20 protein-coding genes are annotated in these 25,705 nt (G+C 39.3%); 12 read left to right on the top strand and 8 right to left on the bottom strand.

What is annotated here, in order from left to right; genetic code table 11:
• Positions 1-58: 58 nt before the first annotated feature.
• From HUU81_RS09415 to ald, 4 genes are all read right to left on the bottom strand, one after another.
• Positions 59-766, bottom strand: coding sequence for an arginyltransferase (locus HUU81_RS09415; RefSeq protein WP_199612009.1), 708 nt, complete (start codon positions 764-766; stop codon positions 59-61).
• Positions 766-1,485 carry a leucyl/phenylalanyl-tRNA--protein transferase gene (gene aat / locus HUU81_RS09410; protein WP_199608708.1) on the bottom strand — a complete coding sequence of 240 codons (720 nt, stop codon included), beginning with the start codon at positions 1,483-1,485 and terminating at the stop codon, positions 766-768. The genes HUU81_RS09415 and aat overlap by 1 nt, the downstream gene beginning before the upstream one ends.
• A 116-nt stretch (positions 1,486-1,601) precedes the next feature.
• Complete coding sequence (trxB, locus tag HUU81_RS09405; protein WP_199608706.1) at positions 1,602-2,558, bottom strand: thioredoxin-disulfide reductase; 957 nt, start codon at positions 2,556-2,558, stop codon at positions 1,602-1,604.
• Positions 2,559-2,809: 251 nt separating this feature from the next.
• A complete protein-coding gene (ald, locus tag HUU81_RS09400) occupies positions 2,810-3,928 on the bottom strand; it encodes an alanine dehydrogenase (protein ID WP_199608704.1) in 1,119 nt (372 codons plus the stop codon).
• A gap of 135 nt (positions 3,929-4,063) precedes the next feature.
• Between ald and lrp the strand changes: the two genes are divergently transcribed.
• The 9 genes from lrp (at position 4,064) to HUU81_RS09355 (ending at position 13,516) form a co-directional block, all read left to right on the top strand.
• Positions 4,064-4,549: a leucine-responsive transcriptional regulator Lrp gene (lrp, locus tag HUU81_RS09395; RefSeq protein ID WP_199608702.1), complete on the top strand. Its 486-nt coding sequence runs from the start codon at positions 4,064-4,066 to the stop codon at positions 4,547-4,549.
• Positions 4,550-4,977: 428 nt separating this feature from the next.
• The gene (locus tag HUU81_RS09390; protein ID WP_199608697.1) at positions 4,978-7,575 is read left to right on the top strand and encodes a DNA translocase FtsK; all 2,598 of its coding nucleotides are present in this window, start codon (positions 4,978-4,980) and stop codon (positions 7,573-7,575) included.
• Between the two features lie 51 nt (positions 7,576-7,626).
• Positions 7,627-8,319, top strand: coding sequence for an outer membrane lipoprotein chaperone LolA (gene lolA, locus HUU81_RS09385; RefSeq protein ID WP_199608691.1), 693 nt, complete (start codon positions 7,627-7,629; stop codon positions 8,317-8,319).
• Between the two features lie 21 nt (positions 8,320-8,340).
• Entirely contained in the window at positions 8,341-9,675 is a 1,335-nt protein-coding gene (locus HUU81_RS09380; RefSeq protein WP_199608689.1) for a replication-associated recombination protein A, read from the top strand.
• Positions 9,668-10,051 carry a fluoride efflux transporter CrcB gene (gene crcB / locus HUU81_RS09375; RefSeq protein WP_199608687.1) on the top strand — a complete coding sequence of 128 codons (384 nt, stop codon included), beginning with the start codon at positions 9,668-9,670 and terminating at the stop codon, positions 10,049-10,051. The genes HUU81_RS09380 and crcB overlap by 8 nt, the downstream gene beginning before the upstream one ends.
• Positions 10,052-10,058: 7 nt before the next feature.
• A complete protein-coding gene (gene serS, locus HUU81_RS09370) occupies positions 10,059-11,354 on the top strand; it encodes a serine--tRNA ligase (RefSeq protein ID WP_199608685.1) in 1,296 nt (431 codons plus the stop codon).
• A gap of 76 nt (positions 11,355-11,430) precedes the next feature.
• Positions 11,431-11,625, top strand: a complete 195-nt coding sequence (locus tag HUU81_RS09365) for a hypothetical protein (protein ID WP_199608684.1) — start codon at positions 11,431-11,433, stop codon at positions 11,623-11,625.
• A 422-nt stretch (positions 11,626-12,047) separates the two neighbouring features.
• Complete coding sequence (locus HUU81_RS09360; RefSeq protein ID WP_199608682.1) at positions 12,048-12,599, top strand: hypothetical protein; 552 nt, start codon at positions 12,048-12,050, stop codon at positions 12,597-12,599.
• Positions 12,600-12,814: 215 nt separating this feature from the next.
• The gene (locus HUU81_RS09355; RefSeq protein WP_199608680.1) at positions 12,815-13,516 is read left to right on the top strand and encodes a hypothetical protein; all 702 of its coding nucleotides are present in this window, start codon (positions 12,815-12,817) and stop codon (positions 13,514-13,516) included.
• 258 nt (positions 13,517-13,774) lie between these two features.
• Here HUU81_RS09355 and HUU81_RS09350 read toward each other — a convergent pair whose 3' ends face one another.
• From HUU81_RS09350 to HUU81_RS09335, 4 genes are all read right to left on the bottom strand, one after another.
• A complete protein-coding gene (locus HUU81_RS09350) occupies positions 13,775-16,876 on the bottom strand; it encodes an efflux RND transporter permease subunit (protein WP_199608679.1) in 3,102 nt (1,033 codons plus the stop codon).
• Positions 16,866-20,120: an efflux RND transporter permease subunit gene (locus HUU81_RS09345; RefSeq protein WP_199608677.1), complete on the bottom strand. Its 3,255-nt coding sequence runs from the start codon at positions 20,118-20,120 to the stop codon at positions 16,866-16,868. Before HUU81_RS09345 ends, HUU81_RS09350 begins: the two co-directional genes overlap by 11 nt.
• 15 nt (positions 20,121-20,135) lie before the next feature.
• A complete protein-coding gene (locus HUU81_RS09340) occupies positions 20,136-21,212 on the bottom strand; it encodes an efflux RND transporter periplasmic adaptor subunit (RefSeq protein WP_199608675.1) in 1,077 nt (358 codons plus the stop codon).
• Between the two features lie 305 nt (positions 21,213-21,517).
• Positions 21,518-22,807: a citrate synthase gene (locus tag HUU81_RS09335; RefSeq protein WP_199608673.1), complete on the bottom strand. Its 1,290-nt coding sequence runs from the start codon at positions 22,805-22,807 to the stop codon at positions 21,518-21,520.
• A gap of 371 nt (positions 22,808-23,178) precedes the next feature.
• Here HUU81_RS09335 and sdhC point away from each other — a divergent pair, with 371 nt between their 5' ends.
• The 3 genes from sdhC to sdhA are packed head-to-tail and all read left to right on the top strand — an operon-like array spanning position 23,179 to position 25,695.
• Entirely contained in the window at positions 23,179-23,556 is a 378-nt protein-coding gene (sdhC, locus tag HUU81_RS09330) for a succinate dehydrogenase, cytochrome b556 subunit (RefSeq protein WP_199608669.1), read from the top strand.
• 18 nt (positions 23,557-23,574) lie between these two features.
• The gene (gene sdhD, locus HUU81_RS09325) at positions 23,575-23,922 is read left to right on the top strand and encodes a succinate dehydrogenase, hydrophobic membrane anchor protein (protein ID WP_199608668.1); all 348 of its coding nucleotides are present in this window, start codon (positions 23,575-23,577) and stop codon (positions 23,920-23,922) included.
• A complete protein-coding gene (gene sdhA / locus HUU81_RS09320; protein WP_199608667.1) occupies positions 23,923-25,695 on the top strand; it encodes a succinate dehydrogenase flavoprotein subunit in 1,773 nt (590 codons plus the stop codon).
• Positions 25,696-25,705 lie beyond the last annotated feature (10 nt).

Raw genomic sequence — 25,705 nt, 5'->3', positions numbered from 1 at the left:
CGTTACAAAGCTACTCAAGCTGAATAAATAATTAGCTGAGTGTTGCTTAATATCGCCATTACTTAGTAAATATCTGCCAAGCATTACCAATAAATTGCTCGTTTGTTTTGAACTTATGCTTATAGTTCATGTTGTCACAATCATCTATTTGGTAACCAAGGTAGACGTGATTTTTACCGTTTAATTTCGCAACTTCCACTTGCTGCAAAATTAATAGGGTGCCGATAGAAAAATGTTCATAATCAGGATCAAAAAATGTATACACAGCAGAAAGTGCGTTAGGTAATAAATCGGTAACAGCCACTGCAATTAGTTTTTTGTCGTCATATAGCTCAATAAAAATAGACTGCAACCAATCACATGCAACAAAACTTTGGTATTGACTGTGGTTGGCAGGATACATACTGCCACCTTCATGCCGAGTATTGATGTACTTTTCGTAAAGCGGGTAGTAGGTTTTTCGTGGTTTGTGCGCTACTTTAAAACTGAAATCTTTAGCCTTTTTTAAAACGCGTTTTTGGTTTTTACTTGGACTGAATTGGTCAACGATAACGCGCAACGAGTGGCATTCGTGACAGTCAGAGCAATGAGGGCGGTATACTTGGTTACCGCTACGTCTAAACCCAAGCTCTAATAATTTATCAAAGTGGTTTGGATTAAGTTGAGTATCATCAATAACAACTAATAGCTGTTCAAACTGGTCGTCTAAATAACTACATACAAATGGTTTTGTTAGCGCGAGTCGGAGGTGTTTATAATCACTCATCATAAGTGGTCTAACTTAATGGTTAGCTGAGCAGGCGACTGTAACGTTAAGTGTTTATCTCGCACTTGCTCTAGTCGATATATAAAATCAGAACGAGACACTTCCTTGCTGCCCAATGTTGCTAAATGGCTTGTTTGCATTTGGCAGTCTATCATGGTGGCTCCAATTGATTGCAGCCATTGAACCAGCGCAACATAGGCAACTTTTGATGCGTTAGACATCAGGCTAAACATGGATTCGCCACAAAAACACCCGCCAATAAGTACGCCATATAAACCGCCCACAAGCATATTATTTTGCCAAATCTCAATGCTGTGTGCTTTGCCGTTTTGATGCAGCTGCGTATACGCGTTAATCATGTCTTGAGTGATCCACGTTTCATCTTGAGTGTCTCGCGGAGCGGCGCAGGCATGAATAACATCTTCAAAACAATGGTTTAAAGTAATTGTAAAAGGGGTTTTTCGAATGAGTTTTTTTAAACTACGACTTACGTGTAGTTCAGACAAGTCAAGAATAGCTCTAGGGTTTGGGCTCCACCACATGATAGGTTCGCCATCAGAGAACCAAGGAAAAATGCCGTAGTAGTAGGCGGTCATTAGCCGGTGTGGATTAAGATCTCCACCCACAGCAAGTAACCCATTTGGTTCAGCAAGCGCGTATTCCGGAGAAGGGAATAAATGCTTATCTGTAGGTAATTGATAAACGCATAACTCAGACAATCAACACCTCTAAAAACAAATGCCCCTGATGAATAGCTTAGGGGCATAATTCGTTTAAACTAACTTTAAGTATAACGATGGATACGCGATATAAAAAATTATTTAACGCAAATGGGCTATTTAACTAAGCCATCCATGTATCGCTCTGCGTCTAAAGCAGCCATACAGCCAGTGCCAGCTGAAGTTACTGCTTGGCGATAGATATGATCAGATACATCACCTGCTGCAAATACACCTTCTACACTAGTTGCAGTTGCATTACCTTGCAGACCGCTATTTACAATAATATAGCCATCTTTCATTTCTAATTGACCGTCGAAGATATCAGTATTCGGTTTATGGCCAATAGCAATGAATACACCCGCAACATCTAAGCTTGATATTTCATCTGACTGTGAATCTTTAAGCTTTATGCCCGTCACACCCATTTCATCGCCTACAACTTCATCTAAATTCTTATTTAGGTGAAGAACAATGTTACCGCTCTCAACTTTTTCCATCAGGCGGTTGGTTAGAATCTTTTCACTACGGAATGTTTCTCTGCGGTGTACTAAGTGAACTTCAGATGCAATGTTAGATAAGTACAGCGCTTCTTCAACGGCTGTGTTTCCGCCACCGACAACTGCAACTTTTTGATTGCGATAGAAGAACCCGTCACATGTTGCACACGCCGATACGCCACGACCCATAAATGCTTGCTCTGATTCCAAACCTAAGTATTTGGCTGATGCACCAGTACAAATAATTAACGCGTCACAAGTATATTTACCCGCATCGCCTTCAAGCGTATATGGCTTAGTTTTAAAATCCACAGTATGAATATGATCAAAGATGATTTCTGTATCAAATTTTTCTGCGTGCTCTTTCATGCGATCCATCAACGCAGGACCGGTTAAGTCATTTGCGTCGCCCGGCCAGTTTTCTACTTCAGTCGTTGTGGTTAATTGACCACCTTGCTGCATACCTGTTAACAGAACAGGCTTTAAATTAGCGCGCGCTGCGTACACAGCAGCAGTATAACCAGCAGGTCCAGAACCTAAAATTAATAATGGGATATGTCTTACGTCGCTCATGCGGTACTCCGAATATTTTTATGATAACTGAAAATATTTATCGTTATTAATAGTTTCATAAAAATGTCTGTTTTAGAGAAAATAACAAAGAAGTTATTGTATTGATTATTTTACTGAATATATATAGACAAGATTTAATTTAGCAAGCGCTATGTGTAAAGAAAAAAATACCGCTCTAAATAGAACGGTATTTTTTAGTAGCATTCTACTGCTTTAATTACAGTAAAAATAATGAAAGAGTAAACTGAAGATTAAGCTTGTAATGCTACTTCAGGCGCTACGTATTCATAACCTAATGCGTCAGAAACAGCTTGGTAGGTTACCTTGCCTTCATGTACGTTTAGACCATTTAACAAATGAGGGTTTTCTAGCATTGCTTGTTTAGGTCCTTTATTGGCTAAAGCAAGACCAAAAGGAAGTGTTGCATTATTTAATGCCATGGTAGATGTGCGAGCAACACCTCCTGGCATGTTAGCTACGCAGTAATGTACAACACCATCAACAACATAGGTAGGTTCTTGGTGAGTGGTCGCTTTTGATGTTTCAAAACATCCACCTTGGTCAATCGCAACATCTACTACTACAGCACCATCTTTCATATTTTTAAGATGTTCGCGTGTAAGCAACTTCGGCGCTGCTGCACCTGGAATAAGTACTGCGCCTATTACTAAGTCAGCCTGCTTTGAATATTGTTCGATGGCATCAACCGTTGAATATACTGTTTTCACTGTGCCGCCAAAAATATCATCTAATTCGCGCAAGCGTGGAATAGAGCGATCTAAAATTGTTACATCTGCACCCATACCGCGAGCCATTTTGGCAGCTTGCGTACCAACTACACCACCGCCGATAACAAGTACTTCAGCAGGAGCTACGCCAGGTACGCCACCAAGTAATGTACCGCTACCACCTTGCGCTTTTTCAAGGTGATGCGCACCAGCTTGAATAGACATTCGTCCAGCAACTTCACTCATAGGAGCAAGTAACGGAAGTCCACCGCGTGCATCAGTGACGGTTTCGTATGCAATACATGTTGCGCCAGAAGCAATAAGTAGTTCTGTTTGCACTGGATCTGGAGCCAAATGAAGGTAAGTGTAAAGTGTTTGACCCTTGCGAAGCATTTTACATTCGTTAGGTTGTGGTTCTTTTACCTTAACAATCATGTCTGCGCGAGCAAAAATTTCTTCTGGTGAAGCAATCATTTGTGCACCAGCTGAAATATATTGATCGTCAGAAAAGCCAATCGAGGTGCCAGCATTCGTTTGAACGATTACATCGTGGCCGTGAGCAATAAACTCTTTAACAGCTGCAGGCGTTAAACCAACACGATATTCATGATTTTTTATTTCTTTAGGTACACCAATTAACATCTTTTAGCCCTATCATTTTACTTGGCAATAAAAAACGCTAGTATATATACAAATAAATAGTTTTATTCACTTTAATAATCTAACTTTAAAGTGAATATTGTCGCTAATTAATAATAAGCAATATAAATCACTATTATGGCAAGTAAAGACGTCAGACCACTAGATCGAATTGATTTAAACATACTCAAAGAGTTGCAGAACGACGGCCGTTTAGCGAACGTTGAATTAGCAAAACGAGTTGGACTAAGTGCCACGCCTTGCCTAGAGCGTGTTAAGAAGCTTGAAAAAGAAGGTTTTATTAAAGGCTATACCGCAATTATCGATCCGCTAAAAATGGCCGGAGCCTTACTAGTATTTATAGAGATAACCTTAACGAAAACATCACCCGATGTATTTGAAGATTTTGCTAAAGCGGTGCAGGCGCTAGATGAAATACAAGAATGTCATTTGGTGTCGGGTAATTTTGATTTCTTATTAAAAACCCGCGTGGCAGATATGTCGGCATACCGAGCGCTATTAGGTGATACAGTTTTAACATTACCCTCAGTGAGTGGCAGCCGATCTTATGTAGTCATGGAAGAAGTAAAGCAATCTAATCGTGTTGCAATTAAACAAGGTTAGGGCGTGTTGACCTTTCGAGGTCATTTTTGCAGCTGCTTGTTTGTCATTTATACAAGGCAGAGCATGTAAAGTGTGGTTATTCTTGATAACTGCTCTTGTGTTATTCTAATGATGCCTACATCCATGTAGGCGCACACGCGCATGCGATATAAACGATAACGTAGTATAAATGACAAACAAGCGATGCCTTTGGGTTCATCTAAACGTTTCATGCTTTTTGTGGTGACGCGCTCACTTGGAATAATCAAGCTACACTTGTCACGCCGCGATCAAAAAATGTTTAGATTGAACAAAATTTGACCTGAAAAGGTCAGCACGCCCTAACACCCATAGTGATTGTAGCGACTTTTTTTGTTATTTTAGGGCCAATAAGTTGGTGCAGGTGTATTGTGTGCCACAGATAATATTTTTGTGTAGAGGATTACCATTTGAATTCAACAGAAAAGAATGAATCGACTTCCCTTAGCGGCTTACAGCGAGTTTTAGAAGCTGGCCTGATCATCACTTCGATTTTTTCTATTTTTATCTTAGTTGCTTTAGTGACATTTGATCCTGCCGATCCCGGTTGGTCTCAAACCGGCGCAACACACAAAATTGCTAATGCAGGTGGGGCTGCAGGTGCTTGGTTAGCAGATGCTTTGTTATTTACGTTTGGCTGGATAGCATTTCTTCTTCCCGTGGCAACTGCGTTTTTAGGTTGGTTGCTATTTAAACGATTTCATGACTTAGCCAGAATCGATTATTTAACACTCGGCCTAAAATTAATCGGCGTGATTCTTACTTTTGCCGGAGCGTCTGCAATTTGCAGCATTAACTTTAACGATATTTATTACTTTTCGTCCGGTGGGGTAGTGGGGGATATTATTAGTAGCGCGATGCTGCCTAATTTTAATTTTGTAGGTACAACACTCTTACTTTTATGCTTTTTAATGACTGGCTTGACGTTAACCACAGGAATTTCTTGGCTGGCCGTCGTTGATAAACTTGGTATGTTTGTGTCAAAAGCCGCAATTGCGCTTTATCAGTTACCTGCAACCCTTAAAGCACGAAAAGAGCAGCAAAGTGCAGATGAATTAGATGATCCATTATTTACAAAGCCAAAGCTTACAAAACCACAAGTTGACACTCCTCAAAGTGAGGGAAATACAACTCTTTCAAATAATGAGTCAGCATCAAAACAACAGGTTGATTTGAAAAACATCACCCTTGATAAAGAGAAATCTGAGTTTGTCGACTTTGACGATATTTTAGATCAGTCAATGTCGTTTACAGCGGTTGATGACGAGATATCGGACGACGATATTCGCTCAGCATTAACTGGTTTACAAGACACACAAAAACATAGTGCTACCGTTTCAGCAGAAACAACGATTGTTGATGAAAGTGGTTTTGATAGTTCATTCTTAGACGATGATTTACCCATTCCAAATAGCGGTAATTCAGGCGGAGATAATGCAACTGCAGGTCAGGCTAATAATGGTAGCGGAATAAGTGCGTCAACGCCTACAGCGAATGCACAAACTGAAATGGCACCGCTCCCTTCAATCGATTTACTTGATAGACCTGATAAACAAGAAAATCCAATTAGTCAGGAAGAGCTTGATCAAGTATCACGCTTGGTTGAATTGAAACTACTTGATTTTAACATTGAAGCTAAAGTAGCAGGCGTTTACCCAGGCCCTGTAATTACACGTTTTGAGCTTGATTTAGCGCCGGGAATAAAAGTAAGCAAGATTACGGCTTTATCAAAAGACTTAGCGCGCTCACTGTCAGCAATGAGTGTGCGTGTGGTTGAAGTAATACCAGGCAAAACGTACATTGGGCTTGAGTTGCCAAATAAACACAGAGAAATTGTTCGATTATCAGAGGTGATAGCCTGCAAAAACTTTGTTCAGTCTGCTTCTCCATTAACCATGGTGCTGGGTAAAGATATATCGGGGAAACCCGTGATTGTTGATTTAGCGAAAATGCCACACTTATTAGTTGCAGGTACTACAGGCTCAGGTAAGTCGGTGGGTGTAAATACCATGATATTAAGCTTGCTCTATAAATCTGGCCCTGAAGATGTTCGCTTAATTATGATTGACCCTAAAATGCTTGAATTGTCGGTATATGAAGGTATTCCTCACCTGTTAACGGAAGTGATAACCGACATGAAAGAGGCTGCAAATGGTTTGCGTTGGTGTGTTGGAGAAATGGAGCGCCGTTATAAATTAATGTCAGCGTTAGGCGTTAGAAATCTAAAAGGGTTTAATGCAAAAGTATCTGAAGCCAAAGCAAACGGTAGCCCAATCATTGATCCCTTATGGAAGCCAACCGACAGCTTGTCAGAAGAACCACCATTTTTAGATAAATTACCTGCAATTGTAGTTATCATCGATGAATTTGCTGACATGATGATGATCGTGGGTAAAAAAGTAGAAGAGCTTATTGCTCGTATCGCGCAAAAAGCACGTGCGGCAGGTATTCATTTAGTGTTAGCAACACAGCGACCGTCAGTGGACGTGATTACGGGATTAATAAAAGCAAATATTCCAACTCGTATGGCGTTCCAAGTGTCTTCAAAAATAGACTCCAGAACTATTCTAGATCAGCAAGGTGCTGAAAACTTGCTTGGACAGGGTGATATGTTGTATTTGCCACCAGGGTCGGGCGTGCCTACACGTGTGCATGGCGCGTTTGTTGATGATCATGAGGTTCATGCTGTAGTGAGTGATTGGAAGAAGCGTGGTGAACCAAATTACCTAGACGAAATCTTAAATGGTGAACCGACGGAAGAAACGTTACTGCCGGGCGAATCTTTAGAAGGTGAGGATAGCGAAACAGACGAATTTTATGATCAAGCTGTTGCCTTTGTAACTGAATCAAGAAGAGCGTCAGTGTCTGGTGTTCAACGCAAATTTAGAATCGGATATAACCGTGCTGCGCGCATTGTAGAGCAAATGCAAATGCAAGGTGTAGTCAGTGCACCAGGGCATAACGGTAACCGAGAAGTGCTTGCCCCGGCACCAGTGAAAGTAGATTAGTGAGTGTTAATTTAACATCACCGACGAAAAGAATAGTTGATAGGAAATTTAATGAATAAACGTTTGAAAATAATATTTAGTTTAGCGGGCTTGTTCAGTGTATTTGGCAATAATGGACTGGTATTCGCACATGAAAACAGTGAACATCAATCAACTACTCAACACGTAGAGTCGAGTAAAGAAAAAGTGGCAGGCTTCAAAAGCGTGTTATCTAAATTCCAGCACTTTTCGGCCGACTTTACTCAAACAGTGATTGATACAGAGGGTAAAACTGTCATGAGTGGGCATGGCAAAGTAAAAATAAAACAACCGAATAGGTTGCGATGGCATGCAATTGAGCCCGATGAGAATATATTGGTTTCTGATGGGAAGACATTGTATTTGCATAATGTGTTTCTAGAGCAAGTGAGTTTGTATCACACCAAAGATGCAATTAACTCGACGCCATTCGTATTATTGTCTGATCCTGACTCCCAGTATTGGACAGATTACAACATTGTAAGTACTGATAGCGGTTACCGCATCGTTGCAAAAAGTGAAAGCGCGCAAGTTAAAACATTATCTATTCTTCTTAATAAAGAGAAAATTAAAGGCTTTGAAGTCGAAGATGGTACTGGCCAATTGAGTAAGTTTCACTTTAACAACGTGAATACCACGGATGAAATTGCTGATAATGCATTTACATTTGATATGCCAGAAGATGTTGATATTGATGATCAACGAACTGCGTTAGTTAATCAATGATCTTTGTATGAGCATTTGACATTGAATTTAGATTTAGACTTTTCAAGCAATCAGTTTAAGCCACTTGCTGCTGCACTGCGTCCTTCTACTTTGGAGGAGTACAGCGGGCAAAAACATATTCTAGGTGAAGGAACCCCATTACACACAGCGATTAAAGCGGGGCACGCACATAGCCTGATTTTGTGGGGGCCTCCTGGAACAGGAAAAACCACCTTAGCTGAATTAATTGCTAAATATAGCAACGCTGAAATTGAGCGGCTGTCTGCTGTAACATCTGGTGTTAAAGAGATTAGAGAAGCCATTGCGAAAGCGCAAACAAATCAGCAAATGCTAAACAGGCAAACCGTTTTATTTGTTGATGAAGTGCATCGATTTAATAAAAGCCAACAAGATGGCTTTTTACCTTATATTGAAGACGGCACCATTATTTTTATTGGCGCAACAACCGAAAACCCTTCTTTTGAGCTTAATAGCGCTGTTTTATCTCGCGCTCGTGTATACGTATTAAAAAGTTTAACGCCAGAAGATCTTCAACCAGTACTAGTGCGTGCTTTTGATTTTTTAAAACAAAACAGAGCTACGCAAGTGCAAATGAGTAATGATGACCAAGTGTTGTTGTGTGAACTTGCACAAGGAGACGCTAGGCGTTTATTAAATTTATTAGAATTAGCTGTAGATTTAGCCCAGAGAACCGATAATAAGGTGCTCATTGATAAAGCGGTATTGCAACAAGTGGCACCTGCGAACATCGCCCAGTACGACAAGAATGGCGATAAATTTTACGATTTAATTTCTGCTTTTCACAAATCAGTGCGTGGCTCCTCACCCGATGCGGCTTTATATTGGTATGCCAGAATTTTAGCAGGAGGCGGAGATCCGCTATATGTTGCAAGACGTTTACTGGCGATAGCCACTGAAGATATTGGCAATGCCGACCCTAGAGCAATGACGATTGGTTTAAATGCGTGGGATATTTATCATAGAGTGGGTGCAAAAGAAGGCGAGCGCGCTATCGCACAAGCTGCCATTTATATGGCAAGTGCAGCGAAAAGTAACGCGGTGTATATGGCGTTTAGTCAAGCAAAGCAAGATGCGCAAAAGCACAATTATGAAGTGCCCAACCATTTACGCAATGCCCCTACAAAATTAATGTCTGAATTAGGTTTTGGAGCAGAATATCGTTATGCGCATGACGAAGTGAACGCGTTTGCAGCAGGCGAAAATTATTTTCCTCCGGAAATTTCTAACACTCAATATTACTATCCAAGTGATCGTGGCCTAGAGAAGCAAATAAAAGAAAAGTTAGCGTACTTGACGTCATTAAATCTGCAGAGCACAAAACAGCGATATGATTAAAACCTACCTATTTGTTGCCATTGGTGGTGCGGTTGGAGCCTCTTTACGCTTCTTTTTATCCAATTTAGTTTTAAATTGGCTCGGAAAGGGATTCCCTTTTGGCACTTTGCTCGTTAATATTCTCGGTTCATTTGTAATGGGCTTAATTTTCAGCCTCATTCAACATGAAATTGTAACCATAGTGCCATGGCGAACTTTGCTTGGCATCGGCTTTTTAGGAGCGTTAACAACGTTTTCCACCTTTTCATTAGACACTTTGTTGTTACTTCAGCAAGGTGATTGGTTTAAAGCCGGACTCAATATTGTGTTGAATGTCGTCATTTGTATTTTTGTTGCATGGATAGGCATGCAGAGCGTAACTTTCATTAAAGGCTAGAATAAAAATGTTAGATCCTAAGTATCTTCGTAACGAACTTGAAGAAACTGCTAAAAAGTTAGCAAACCGCGGCTTCGAATTAGATGTTAAAACATTAGTTGAATTAGAAGACAAGCGTAAATCGCTACAAGTAAAAACAGAAAGTCTACAGAACGAAAGAAATACTCGCTCCAAATCCATCGGTAAAGCAAAAGCAAGCGGTGAAGATATTCAGCCATTACTCGCTGAAGTTGGAAAGCTTGGTGATGAATTAGATGCAGCAAAACATGAGTTAGCAGAGTTATTAGATCAGATTAACGCAATTTCGTTAAGCATTCCAAACATGCCAGATGAGTCTGTACCAGTTGGTAAAGATGAAGATGAGAACGTAGAAATTTTAACGTGGGGTGAGCCGCGTACGTTCGACTTTGAAATTAAAGATCATGTTGATGTTGGTGAAGGTTTAAATAAAGAATTAGACTTCGAAACCGGCGTTAAATTAAGCGGCGCACGTTTTACTGTGATGAAGGGGCAAGTTGCAAAAATGCACCGCGCATTAGCGCAATTCATGCTTGACCTTCATACAGAAGAACATGGTTATACAGAAGCGTATGTACCATATTTGGTTAATTCTGAATCGCTACTTGGAACAGGGCAACTGCCTAAATTCGGTGAAGATTTATTCCATACTCAGCCTTTATCTGAAGGTAACCAAAATAAGTTATCATTAATTCCTACCGCTGAAGTGCCACTTACAAACTTTGCGCGTGATGTGATTTTTGATGAGAAAGAGCTACCTGTTAAATTAACGGCACATACACCTTGCTTTAGAAGTGAAGCGGGCTCATACGGCCGTGATACACGTGGTTTAATCCGTCAGCACCAATTTGATAAAGTAGAGTTAGTAAACTTAGTTAAACCAGAAGATGCTATGCAAGCGCTGGAAGATTTAACTCAAAGTGCAGAAAAAGTACTACAGTTATTAGAGTTACCTTACAGAAAAGTTATTTTGTGTACAGGTGATATGGGCTTTGGCGCAACTAAAACCTACGATTTAGAAGTGTGGTTACCAGCGCAAGATACTTATCGTGAAATTTCTTCTTGTAGTAATATGGGCGACTTCCAAGCACGTAGAATGCAGGCACGTTTTAAACGACAAGGCAGCAAAAAACCAGAGTTATTGCATACTCTTAACGGCTCAGGTTTAGCGGTAGGCAGAACATTAGTTGCTATTTTAGAAAACTACCAGCAAGCCGATGGTTCAGTTGAAGTTCCAGAAGCATTACGATCCTATATGGGTGGAATTACCCATATAGGCAAGTAACTTTATTAATAAACTAGTAAAGGGCGTGAATCTAACTGAGTAGAATAGATTCACGCTTTTAGTTTGAGGAGTGATAATGGCCAAGAAAAAAGATACGGATGCTAAAAAAGAGCAAGACGGAATAAAAGTAGCTCCCAAAACTAAAGATAATCCAGTTCATTCAGGCTTACGCACTTTATATTGGCTGTTAATTATCGCAATTTTTTCAGTTGTGTTATATATCGGCTTTGAAGCGTTTAAAGTGATATACGAAGGTACGAAAAATACTTAGCCGTTCTGTATTGTTCAATTTTAACAATACGGCGCTAATGATGCTGGTAAACATATGTCCTTCCGTTCTCTAGAGTGTAGATACCACTACCACTACCACTACCAGTACAAACTATCTACTTTAATCATGGGTAACCACTTGTGACATTTTTCAGCTTGCTAGCTCATTTATGTTTGTAGCGAAATAAGTTTCCAACCAATTGCATCCAGCTAAAGTAAATTAACAAACTTTTTTAGGTTTAGTAGTGAATTTTAATATGCGTGTTATGCATTAAAAGTTGTTAAATGAACCGAAATAAATAAAAAGCCACCTGTTTAGACCACCAAACGTAATTTTTTTAGTATACTTTCGCGCACGCCGTTTAATTTCATATTAAATGTCGTGAAAGTGCGTTAATTATAAAAATGAGAGTTGTGAGAGACATGCAAAAATTAAAAACACTAATTCATAGCGTATCTGCGGTATTGTTATTAGGTGCTAGTATACAAACCAGCACAGCGGCGACTGACGGTGGGTATTTTTCTGGCGATAAACAGGATTGTGAAATTTGGCGTGAAGTAGCCCCTTATAACTGGGCTAATACAACGCGTCGTACTAAATCGATGATTTTTTACTGTAACCGTGGTGCATACACTGTAACAAGCGTGAAGTTGAAAATAACTCGATTAAGCGATAACACAGTTGTGTTTAAAGAGAGAAGAAAACAAAATCTAACTGCTGGTTATGGCCATGGTTTTTATCCTGACTTAGGTGCAGACAACGGTAAAGAGTACAAAATGGAATTGGATTACACGTTTGTTAAACTTAAACATGGTAAGCCAGTTTGGAATAACAAAAAGACTAAGACGTGTACTAGAAAATTTACTCCAACAAACTCGAATTCAACTTATGGCGAAGTATTCTGGTCTATTAAGAGTGCAGGTACAACGCATAACAACAATGGCTGCCAAGGCGTTCGTTTTGACATTCATTAATTAATGTTTGGTATAGCTGATAGTATTACTATTAGCTATGCCTCTTGATAATAATTTTTCTACTTCTTGAACCCCCTTAAATCTACATGAGTAATAAGTTGTCTTTTAACTCCAGAATTTTTTATTTTTTATCTGGCTTCTTGATTGCCTTTATTTTGATAAACGGGCACTCACTTTTATTTAACCAAGTTGCTGAACATTCTCAGGTTGTTGCTGTGGTTGAGAAAGCTAAAATGGATTCTTTTAGTGATGCTCAAACGGATAAAGTGAATGCGGTAAAACATCAAAGCTCCTTGAGTACTATACCGAGGTCAAAATTACCTTCTAAGCAGCATAAGCAAGAGCCGATAAAAAAGTATGAAGAAGAACAAGTACATTCCGATAACGCTGAAAGCCATGAGGCGTTGTTAGCACTCGCTGAATATCTTGGAATTGAACAACCAGAGCTTAGTGGTTATCAAAATGAGGAGATTTCATTGATAATTGAGCAACATCTTACTACGCAATTATATAATGCCCAAGGTGACGTTTATGCTCAATTTGATGACATTGAAAGATATCTTGAAGAGAACACTTCGGCTATTTCACCTCAATTCTTTAAAGAAGTACTTGATATTGCAAGTCAACGTGATGAAATGAGCCACAGCTATGCGGTGTACACTATTGGTAAAGCAATAGAGAATTTTGAGGGTGATCAACAGCATATTAATGAATCGATTAATTATATTTCACAGGCAAAACATAGCAGCAGTGAATTAGTGAGGCTTACTGTATTACAATCCTTAAGTGTAGTAATTAACGATGTAGAAAAACTGCAAAAAGAGCTTAGTTATTTTGACAATGATAACTCTGAACTGGTCCAAGCAAAGTTAAAACTATTGCGTTTTGAGATGGACTTTATTGAGAGGAACAATTAGTTATATTGTTGTTTTTGAACACAACAACTTATTATGCCGTCTTGTTACATGATAATTGATTCCTTAACTTTTTGCTTTTTAGTTAATTCCTTTGAACAGGAACTATTCAAAAGCATCAAAATACACTTAATTTCATCTGTTTCTTTAATTACTTGACGATACGCATTAATTGGGCAGGTATCGCATTTTTAGATAAGTAATAAAAAGGAGAATATAACAGAGATTATATTCTCCAAACAATGAGCGATTTTTAGTATTTTAGCAGGGCTTAATAACTTTTGTCGCAATTTGCCTACTGCTTTTGAACAATAACTGAGTGCGATAGCTTAGTTTTAGCAGCAATACATAACTAAGTGGTACCAAAAATAGGCTTGTTAGAGTAGAAAAAAGCAGCCCGCCAATGATTGCAATGGCTAAAGGTGCATAAGCAGGGCCTTCACCACCCATTTGAGCAGAGCCCATTGCTAAAGGCACCATACCAAGAATAGTGGTAGAAACGGTCATTAATATTGGCCTAATGCGGCTGTTACAAGCGTCTAAAATGGCTTGTTTCATTTCCATACCTTGGTTTATAAATTGATTTATCCTGTCAATTAGCACTAGCCCATTATTTACTACAATCCCCATCAAAATGAGTATACCAATCATTCCCATTACAGACATTGGTGTGCCAGTAATTAGGAACGCCCAAAATACGCCTACAATTGAAAAGATGAGTGATGTAATGACCGCGGTAGGAAGAATTAGAGATTCGAATAAAGCAGCCATAACAATATAAATCATTGCTACTGCAAGAAGCATATTCGTATACATTACTGCTTGCGCTTCATCTTGTCTTTTAAAGCTACCATCTAGTGACCAGCTATAGCCGTGGGGTAGGGTCACCTGACTCATTAACTGCTCCAGAGCGTCACGAGCTTGTTCAATAGTAAAGTCTTCTCTAAGATTAGCCCCAATATCTAACCCAGTTTGCCTATCCATTCGTCTAATTTCATTTAGTTTTGGCACGATGTTAAACGTAGCGACTTTATCTAAAGTAATGACTGCGCCATTCTCTTTTAAGATAGGAATTTGTTTAAGAGTAGCTAAGGACTCTTTTACGGTTTTATCAAAGTTCAGCTTAACTCTAATTTCACCCATATCTGGATCGCGATAGGTGCGTAAATTCATTCCCCGTAAAGACATAGAAACTAATTGCGCAATCTCTTGCGTTGAGCGGTTAATGCGATGTGCAGCTGTACGATCAATAGTCACTTGAAGTTCTTTCTGATCGCTTGTCATATCGGTTCTCACATCTTCAAACCCATTTAAAGATTCGATTGATGGCACAAGGTTGTCAGCAATTTCCAGTAATACGTTGGTCGAATTTCCTGTTAGGGTCAGCCTAACGCCACCACCGTTTGAATTTCCCCATCCAAATTGAGGCTCAGCTCTAACTAGGGTAGGCCAATTAGCTTTTATTCTATCTTTAATCTCAGAAATACTAATATCTAGGTCTTTCTTAAGGTTAAGTGTCGACATACCAAAGTCGGGGCGGAAGTAGCTATAAACTGAATCAATATAAAACTCGTCTTGATTAGCGTATAAGTAGGTTTCCATGACTGAAATTGTTTTTTCTACTTCTTCAAGGGTGTAATTGCCATTAATGTTGTAGCTGAGGAAGAGCCTATCATTTGAGCCTGAAGCTTCTTCATCACCAGAGACTAAACTCATTGGAATAGCGATGGAAAACAGCATTGCAAACGCGATAGCGAGTGTTTTTTTCTGGTTATTTAGCACCCAATCTAACGACTTGTAATAGCCAGTATTTAAACGAGTATGTTTAGGTTCTTTAACTTTTATATTTGAAGGGGCAAACTTACTAAGTAATAGCGGGATTAATGTTTGTGCAATAATTAATGAAGCGAGCAGCGAGATACAAATTGCAATTGCCATGTGTTCTAAAAATATGGTTACATCAATTTTTTTACCAATAATGTTTGGTAAAAATACAATTGCGGTTGTGAGTGTGCCGCTTATAACAGCAAGACTTACATTATTTACGCCTTTTTTAGTGGCTATAACAGGATCAGAGGTATTAGTTCGCTCTTGCATTATGCTTTCAGTAATAACAACCGCATTATCAACTAGCATACCAATAGCTAGCATTAATCCCATTAACGAAAGTAAGTTTAAGCTATAGCCTAATAAATACATTGCGCCTAGGGTAATAAATATTGCGACTGGCACTGAGAGTACAACGATTAATGTGGTGGTTATATTTCGCAGAAATAAATACAACACAACAATTGATAAAAGCGCACCAATTAACCCAGCATCGATTAGGTTGGATAGTGATGTTGTTACACCGTCCGCGGTATTTTGCATTAGAAATAAATTGATGCCATTGAACTGAGGACTTTTACCAGCCTCGTCAATTACATCAATGACGTTTTGTGCAACAGACACAAGATTTGCACTAGACTCTTTAAAAATTTCTAAACCAACTGCATAAGTTTGATCTAAATGCCTGCCTTCTTCTAATTCAGGAAGTTGTAGACTAACTGTTGCAATATCTTTTAAGCGAACACCTTGCGCGACGATAATATCTTCAACTTCTTCAATACTCTGAAACTGTCCGACAGGTTTTACCTGAACCTTTCTATTGCTTTCATAAATGTGTCCCGCATTCATTGAAAAATTATACTCAGCCATTTTGGCAGCAAGGTCAGCTGTATTTATGTTATGGCTAGATACTTTTTCTGGGTTAAGCTCAATGGATATTTCGCGCTTATGAACGCCATACATTGTTACCCGTGAAACACCGGCTACGCGTTCGATAGGGCGTCTTAAGTTGCGCTCTAATAAGTCATAGGCAAGTGATAAGTCGCGATCACTGGATATACGTAACTGCAAAATTGGCATATCACTGGTGTTAAATTGAAATACTAAAACGCGCTCCACATCGTCAGGAAGTAAATGCCTGATGGCATCTACTTTTTCACGTGCTTCGATGCTTTTGGCGTTGATATTTTCATCCCAAGCAAACTCTAACCCTATTTCTGCACCGTTTTCTCTTGAGAACGAACGTAAACGCTTAATCCCGCTAATTGTGGCAAGTGCTTCCTCTACTGGCCGTGTGATCAGGCGTTCTACTTCAGCTGGAGTAGAGTTAGCGTACGGCACATTAATAAATAGCTCTGGAATATCAACGCCTGGCCACATTTCAAGTGGTAAAAGTTTGCTCGACACTAATCCGAGTAAGAGGGTTGATAAAAACACCATTGTTACGGTGATTGGTTTTCTTAAAGAAAAAGCGGCAAAAATACTACCAATAGATTCGTTTTCGCCACTCGCTTTATGTAATCCCTTATTGCTCATTAGCGGTTTCCTTGAATGTTTTTCTGTCGAATACGCTGTAAATTACAGGAATAAATACAAGCGTTAGTACAGTTGCGAAAAGTAAACCGAATATCACGGTGATGGCCATTGGTGCTCTCATCTCGCCACCTTCACCTAAGCTGATTGCTAATGGCAGTAGGCCTAGAACAGTTGTTAAAGTTGTCATGAGAATAGGGCGGAAGCGTGTTTCGGCAGCCATCTGAATAGCGCTTATTTTTTCCATACCGGAGGCTCTTAATTGGTTTATACGGTCGACCAATACAATCGCGTTATTAACAACAATACCAGTCAGCATAATTAAGCCGATGAAGACAATGACGCTCAAGTTAGTGCCAGTTAAAAATAAACCGAGTATTGAGCCCGCTGTCGCTAAAGGCACAGTAAACAAGATAAGTAATGGGTGTAGTAACGATTCAAATTGAGACGCCATCACGATATAAACCATAAATACAGCAAGTAATAATGCAAATTGCAGTGATTTAAATGAGTTCTCCATTTCTTCACTTTGCCCTGAGATTTTAGCGGTAAGTGAAAGGGGGGCAGGAAGGTTATTAAGCACTTCTTGGGCAACTATCATTGCATCTTTAAGATCTCCACCATTCAAGTTCGCGGTAACCAATGCCACTCTTTCTTGACTGATACGAGTTATTTCGCTTGGACCGACTGACATTTCAATGTCAGCAACTGCGCTTAACGGAATTGGCTGATTACTGCTTGGGTTAACAATTAAGTTCTTTATGTCTTGAACAGAATTACGTTCCTGTTCATCGATGCGCACCAAAATATCAATCTTTCGGTCATTCACGTTAAATTTACTAGACGATGTACCGTGAATTTTACCTGCAATATGCTTGGCAATTGCGGGCGCAGACAATCCCAGTTGTGAAATTCTTTCATGATCAAAGTGAATTTTTATTTCAGGTTGACCTGTGCGTAATGACATTTCGATATCTGTAAATTGCTGAGTTTTATTCAGCGCTTCCGAAATAGCTGTAGAATATTGTTTCAAGGCGTTTAAGTTATAGCCTCTTACTTCAATTTCTAATGGTGTTTTGAAACTGAATAATTCAGGTTTAGAAAATTGGCTTTGTACGCCTGCCATGTTTGCAAGACGAGCACGAATATGCGCCATAACTTCATTTTCATTTTGGCCTGTAGAACCGTCTTTCATGACAACATTCAAACGCCCCCAGTTATCACCACCTTGAGCAGGAGATGCGTTCATTAAGCTTCCTGTACCTGCTATTGAGAATGTTTTACTTACTAACTCGTGTGACTCGGTGTGCTTAGCTAAATTTTGTAATAAGTTATCTGTTTGATCCAAATGACTGCCAGGTGGTAGCGTGATCTCAACGATAAATTCGCCTTGTGACATACGTGGAATTAATTCCATGCCCACTTTATAGAGTGTGGAAAAGCTTAATGCAGTCACGATTAAGATTAAACTTGCTGCTATAGTGCGATGGTTTAATGAAGTACGTAGCAATGCTCGATAACGGCCTGCTAGAGCATTATAGAACTTGTCAAAAGCCCATAAAACGGGAGCAAGTAGTTTTGAAAGGATGTGACTTATTCCTCGATAAAGTGCAGTCACAACAACAATCAATGAGCCGGGTATATACTTAAAAATAAGATTAAATATTAATTTAAAAGGCAATAATAAAAAGTGTAAGGCTTTACGCACTCCGGTTTTTTTCTGTACTGGCTTCTCAACGGGCTTAATATAATCATCTACTACCGCAAGCTGTTCTCTTGCTTTTTTCGCAGAGAGCATAGGAATAACGGTTAGTGCAACAATAAGTGATGAAAGTAGAGAGAAAGTAACGGTTAAAGCTTGGTCACTAAATAGCTGTCCTGCAATACCCTCAACAAACACTAAAGGAAAGAACACGGCCATTGTTGTAAGTGTTGATGCTAGAATAGCGCCACTCACTTCTTTAGTGCCATCCACTGCGTTAGTTAAGCTTTCACCTGACTCTTCTTTTTTCCTCGCAATGTTTTCTAATACAACGATAGAGTTATCAACTAATAAACCAACAGCGAGGGCGATTCCACCTAAGCTCATGATGTTTAGCGAGATATCGTTACCATACATCAAATTAAAAGTAGCGATAACTGACACTGGAATAGAGATTGAAATGATGATGGTTGACCATACGTTTCTTAAAAAGAAATATAAAATAACCATTGCTAGTGCACCACCCATAATGGCAGCCGATTTTACTTCGCTAATTGCACCCGCAATGAATGTTGACTGGTCATATACTTCAATTAGCTGATGGCTATCAGGTAATGTACCTTGTAACTCATTAATACGGACTTTTACAGCATTAGCAACTGCAACCGTATTGGCGTCCCCTTCTTTATAAATGGCTATTTCAATGGCTTCAGCGCCGTTAATGCGTGTGATGGAGTCGCGCTCTTTAAATCTGTCGTGTACAGTTGCGATATCAGCAAGGCGAATGTTTTTTCCATCTTGGTGCGCGATAAAAACGTTTTCAATATCAGCAACCGTTTGAAACTGATTAATTGTTCTTACTAGGTATTCTTGATTTTCGCTTTTAACTTTACCACCTGATTGGTTTAGATTTTCTTCAGTTAAACGCTGGTTAATAGTTGCTAAAGAAATACCTAATTGGCTGGCTTTATGTTGATCAACTAAAACGTGTATTTGTTGTTCTAAGCCACCACCAAGTTTGACTGATGCAACCCCAATAACAGATTCAAGTTTGCGTTTAATCTCTTCTTCAGCAAACGTTCTTAATGTTTTTAGATCTGTGCTGCTGTTTTCCCCTAGCTGAAGTCCGAATCGCATAATAGGATCAAGTGAAGGGTTGAAGCGAAGTAAGAGTGGCTTTTTCACATCAAGGGGAAGCTGCATTACATCAAGCTTTTCACGTACTTCTAAACTCGCAAGGTCCATTTCCGTGCCCCATTCAAATTCTAGTACTACATCAGAACGTCCCGCTTTTGAAATAGACTGAACTTGACGAACGCCTTTTACTACACCAATTGTTTCCTCGATGGGTTTAGAGACTAACTGTTCTAATTCACGTGGTGCAGCACCTTCATAATCTGTTCTGATGGTGAGAGTAGGGTATGACAATTCAGGTAATAAATTCACTGAAAGTCTTGATAGTGATACAAGACCGAATAGGATGATCGCGGCGGTGAACATCCAAACGGTTACAGGGCGTTTTACTGCAATTTCTACTACTTTCATGGCAATAGTCCCTTATTAAAGTGTAGATACAATTTGTACTTTAGCTTGGTCTTTCAAGTTGTTATGGCCTGCTGTAACCACTTGTTGGCCTGTTGCAACACCGTTAATAACTTCGTAATAGCCACCTTCTTGGTAACCTATTTCTAGAATTTTCTTAGATACTTTGTTTTCTTCTACTATATACACGGTATGCTGATTATCCATTTCAATAACGGCAGTGCGTGGGATCCTTACTACGTTGGTATGCGTGTCATAGTTAATATCCACTTTTGCGAACATACCTGCTTTTAACGTGTGCTGAGGATTAGGGACTTTAAGTGTTACTTTGAATGTACCTGTTTGTGCATCGATAACTGGGCTTATACGCTCAATATACGCTTTTTGTGGTTGGCTGATTGCAGATAACTTTAACGTAGCATTTAGTTTAGGTTTTACAAATTGTAGTTGTTGCTCAGGAAGATGAATAATACCTTGAAGTTCGTCTAGGTTAACAATATGAAAAAGGCTATTTTCTTGGTATTGATTAATTAAATTACCTACCTTTGCATGACGCTTTGCAATAAATCCAGAGATAGGTGCTTTAATGCTGGTTTCTTCAACATCTAATTTAGCTATATTCAACTGAACTTTGGCCGCTTCTAATTGCCATTTTAATTGAGTGTATTGATCTGCGCTTACGTACTTTTTGCCGTGCACTTTTTCAATTCTGTTTAGTTCACTCTTAACTCTGTTATATTCAGCTTTTGCTTTTTGTAATTGTAATTCAAAACGGTTTGAATCTAGTTGAGCAATGATTTGTCCCTTTTCAACATAATCTGCTTCTTCAACAAAAATCTTTTCAACAATGCCTGAGACTTTACTAGTAACTTCGGTTTCTTCTTTGGCTTCAAGAATGGCTGTAGTTTGGTAGGTAGAACTGATATCGCCAGAATCAATAGTAGAGACTTCAATAGGAATACTAATTTCTTCTTTTTCTGGTTTAGTTTCTGCTGATGCAGTTGCTTCATCACAGCCTGTTAGGAGTATGCTGGAAAAAGCCACAGAAGAAATAAGAAAAAGCGACTTATGCGATGGTAAGTTTATGTTAAGCATGAGGTTATTCCATTAATTATAATTTTACTACATGGAGCAGGTGTTGTGCCAAGAGTGATAATGTATAGTAAATATATTAAATAACAATAAGTTATAACACTTTATTACAATTTACAGCATTCCATTTTATTGTTAATTGCACTAATTAAGTGTCGTTTTGACTAAATTATGAGGCTAAATGTACAGCGCTAGATTTACAAAGGGATTTGACAATTATTGATGTGAAGATAGATGAAGGAATTTTTTAAAAGTGACGCAATAAAAAAGGCAGCGGAGCTGCCTTTTAAAATTAACAAGATAAATACTTATTTGCGTTTTGCAATATCAACATAATCTCTAGACGTTTCACCAGTGTACAATTGGCGTGGACGACCAATTTTATGGCCTGCTTGACTAAGCATCTCATCCCAATGAGATATCCAACCTACAGTGCGGCTCATTGCAAAAATTACCGTGAACATGCTAGTTGGGATACCGATTGCTTTAAGGATAATACCCGAATAAAAATCTACATTTGGATATAGTTTTTTCTCAACAAAGTATTGATCTTCCAAGGCAATCTTTTCAAGCTCCATCGCTACATCTAGTAATGGATCTTTGATATTTAACTCTTTTAACACAGCATGACATGTTTCACGCATTACATTTGCGCGTGGGTCAAAGTTTTTGTATACGCGATGACCAAAGCCCATTAAACGGAATGGGTCAGCTTTATCTTTCGCTTTAGTAATGAATTCAGGAATACGATCAACTGAACCAATTTCCTCAAGCATGTTCAAGCAAGCTTCATTTGCGCCGCCGTGTGCTGGTCCCCATAAAGATGCAATACCTGCAGAGATACATGCATAAGGGTTAGCGCCAGAAGAGCCCGCTAATCTAACTGTAGAAGTAGATGCGTTTTGCTCATGGTCAGCATGAAGCATGAAAATCTTATCCATTGCTTTAGCAATAACTGGGCTTACTTTGTAGTTTTCTGCTGGTACAGAGAACATCATGTGTAAGAAGTTTGCAGAATAAGATAAGTCGTTACGTGGGTATACAAACGGTTGACCGATGCTGTACTTATATGCCATCGCTGCGATAGTAGGAAGTTTTGCGATTAGGCGATAAGCACTACGGTGACGTTGTGCAGGGTCATTAATATCTAAATCATCATGATAAAATGACGACATTGCACCAACAACACCACACAGCATTGCCATTGGATGTGCATCTACCAAGAAACCTTGGAAGAAGTGGGCAATTTTCTCGTGAACCATTGTATGGTTAGTAATAGTAGTAGTGAATTCTGCCATTTCATTTTCAGAAGGCAGCTCACCGTTTAGTAACAAGTAGCATAATTCTAAGTAGCTAGAATTATCTGCAAGCTGTTCTATAGGGTAGCCACGGTGTAATAACTCACCCTTGCCACCGTCAATGAATGTGATTTTTGACTCACATGACGCGGTCGCTAAAAAACCAGGGTCATAAGTAAAATATCCGCTAGCACCCAAGGTTCTTACGTCAATTACACTATTACCCGCAGTACCGTTAAGTATTGGCAACTCAAATGGCTCTTGACCATCAATCGTTATGGTCACCTTTTTGTCGGCCATACAGTTTTCTCCTTCATGTTCTGTCGAAAATTTAGTTTTATTAATATCAAACCGAATTATTTTAACTTATAAACGCCAGTAAAAGTCAATTTAAATGCAAAAATGATCCATATCTATTCTCAAATGCGTAATTATTGAGCGTTTGAATGAAAGCAAGCCTCTAAATTTAAACAAAAATTGTATTATTAATCCCGCGTATATATACTGTGAGGGGTTTAATACCAATTTAGTTATAAGAGAGTTTTCTTCAAGTAACCTGAATAAATTGGTTACAATTAAAACTTTCCGACTTAGGTGCTACTCATTAATAGAGTAGTTGATAATAACTATAAATAAAATAGCTCATTTAATGAGCTGATGGGCAAGCGACCGTGAAAAAACAGAGACCTGTCAACCTCGATCTAACAACCATTGATTTCCCTGCGTCCGCAAAGGCATCAATATTACATCGCATATCTGGCGTAGCCATGTTTTTCGCACTTATTTTTGTAGTGTGGGCTTGGGCTGAGTCTTTATCTTCTCCTGAAGGTTTTGATTATGTAAAAGAACTTCTAACTTCTTTCCTAGCTAAATTCATAGCGTGGGGCACTCTAATTGCTTTGAGTTATCACCTTCTTGGTGGCATTAGACATATCTTTATGGATATGGGGCATTTCGAAGAATTAGAGTCTGGCAGCAACAGTGCAAAACTAATTTTCGTAGTTTGGGTGCTAGTTGCAATCGCTTTAGCATATTGGATATTTGTTTAATACAGCAGGAGAATAACTATGCTTTTAAATCAAGCATCACTTAAAAGAAATGGTGTGCAAGATTTTGTGTCGTTACGTGCAACAGCTGTTGTATTAACGTTATATACAATTTTTATTGTCGGCTTCTTCCTTACAACTCCTACTGTAACGTACGAGAATTGGAGCGGATTGTTTTCGAATATTTTAGTAAAGGCCTTCACGTTATTGGCTTTGGCTTCTATTATGATACACGCCCGTATTGGACTATGGCAGGTATTAACTGATTATGTAGAATCTGCAGCGTTACGTAATGTTTTAAGCTTCCTAGTAAGCGTGGTTGCGTTTGGCTTTGTCGCTGTAGGCTTATTTGTTTTGTGGGGTGTGTAAGTGAAAATTACAGTACGTGAATTTGATGCCGTTGTAATTGGTGCAGGTGGTGCGGGTATGCGCGCTGCTTTGCAAATTTCTGAATCTGGCAAGTCTTGTGCACTTTTATCTAAAGTGTTTCCAACGCGTTCTCATACGGTTTCTGCTCAAGGCGGAATTACTGTAGCTTTAGGTAATGCCCATGAAGATAACTGGGAATGGCACATGTTTGATACCGTTAAAGGGTCAGACTACATTGGTGACCAAGACGCTATTGAATATATGTGTCAAACCGGCCCTGAAGCAATTATTGAATTAGAAAATATGGGCCTGCCTTTCTCTCGTACCGACGAAGGAAAGGTTTATCAGCGTCCATTTGGTGGCCAATCAAAAGAATTTGGTGGCGAGCAAGCTGCTCGTACCGCTGCAGCGGCCGACCGTACAGGTCATGCGTTGTTACATTTGTTGTATCAACAAAATGTAAAAAATAAAACAAAGGTTTTCAGTGAGTGGTATGCACTAGACTTGGTTAAGAACCAACAAGGTGAAATTACAGGTTGTACAGCAATCGACATTGAAACGGGTGAGCTAGTTTACTTCAAATCTAAAGCAACTGTACTTGCAACTGGTGGCGCTGGTCGTATATTTGCATCAACAACAAACGCCCACATTAATACGGGTGACGGTGTTGGTATGGCACTTCGCGCAGGTGTTCAAGTTCAAGACATGGAAATGTGGCAGTTCCATCCAACAGGTATTGCGGGTGCTGGTACACTAGTCACAGAAGGTTGTCGTGGTGAAGGTGGTTATCTTCTTAATAAAGATGGTGAGCGCTTTATGGAGCGTTATGCGCCAAACGCAAAAGACCTAGCTAGCCGTGATGTTGTTGCTCGCTCAATGATGACAGAAATCAGAGAAGGCAGAGGTTGTGAAGGTCCTTGGGGTCCTCACTTGAAATTGAAGCTAGATCACCTTGGTGAAGAAGTTTTAGAATCACGCTTGCCGGGTATTTGTGAACTTTCTCGAACGTTTGCTCATGTTGACCCAGTTAAGGAACCAATTCCAGTTATTCCAACTTGTCACTATATGATGGGTGGTATTCCAACTAATGTTGATGGCCAAGCGTTAACTGTTGATGCCAATGGCAATCAAAAGGTAGTGCCTGGATTATTCGCATGTGGTGAAATTGCATGTGTATCTGTGCACGGTGCAAACCGCTTAGGCGGTAACTCGTTACTTGACTTAGTGGTATTCGGCCGTGCTACTGGCCTGCATTTAGGTGAAGCCCTAGAACAGTCAGGTGCATCGCATAATTCTTCACAGTCAGACATTGATGAAGCGATGTCTCGATTTAATCGTTGGGAATCTTCTAAGCCTGGTCAAGGTGAGAATCCATTCGAGATCAGAAAAGAATTACAACAATGTATGCAGCTAAACTTCTCTGTATTCCGTGAAGGCGAAGCGATGGCTCAAGGGTTAAGCGAATTAAAAGAAATTCGTGAACGTTTGAAGCATGCTCGTTTAGATGATAAGAGTAGTGATTTCAATACACAACGTATTGAGTGCTTAGAATTAGATAACTTAATGGAAACTGCATACAGTACAGCAGTATCTGCTAACTATCGTACAGAAAGTCGTGGTGCACATAGCCGCTTTGACTTCCCAGATCGTGATGATGACCAATGGTTATGTCACTCTATTTATAGTCCTAGTGATGAATCTATGATGAAGCGCGATGTAAACATGAGCCCAGTTACTCGTGATGCATTCCCACCTAAAGCACGTACATATTAAGAGGAGCAGA

This window comes from Flocculibacter collagenilyticus (genome assembly GCF_016469335.1).
Lineage (GTDB): Bacteria > Pseudomonadota > Gammaproteobacteria > Enterobacterales > Alteromonadaceae > Flocculibacter > Flocculibacter collagenilyticus.
This window is presented reverse-complemented; position numbering and strand designations above follow the sequence as displayed.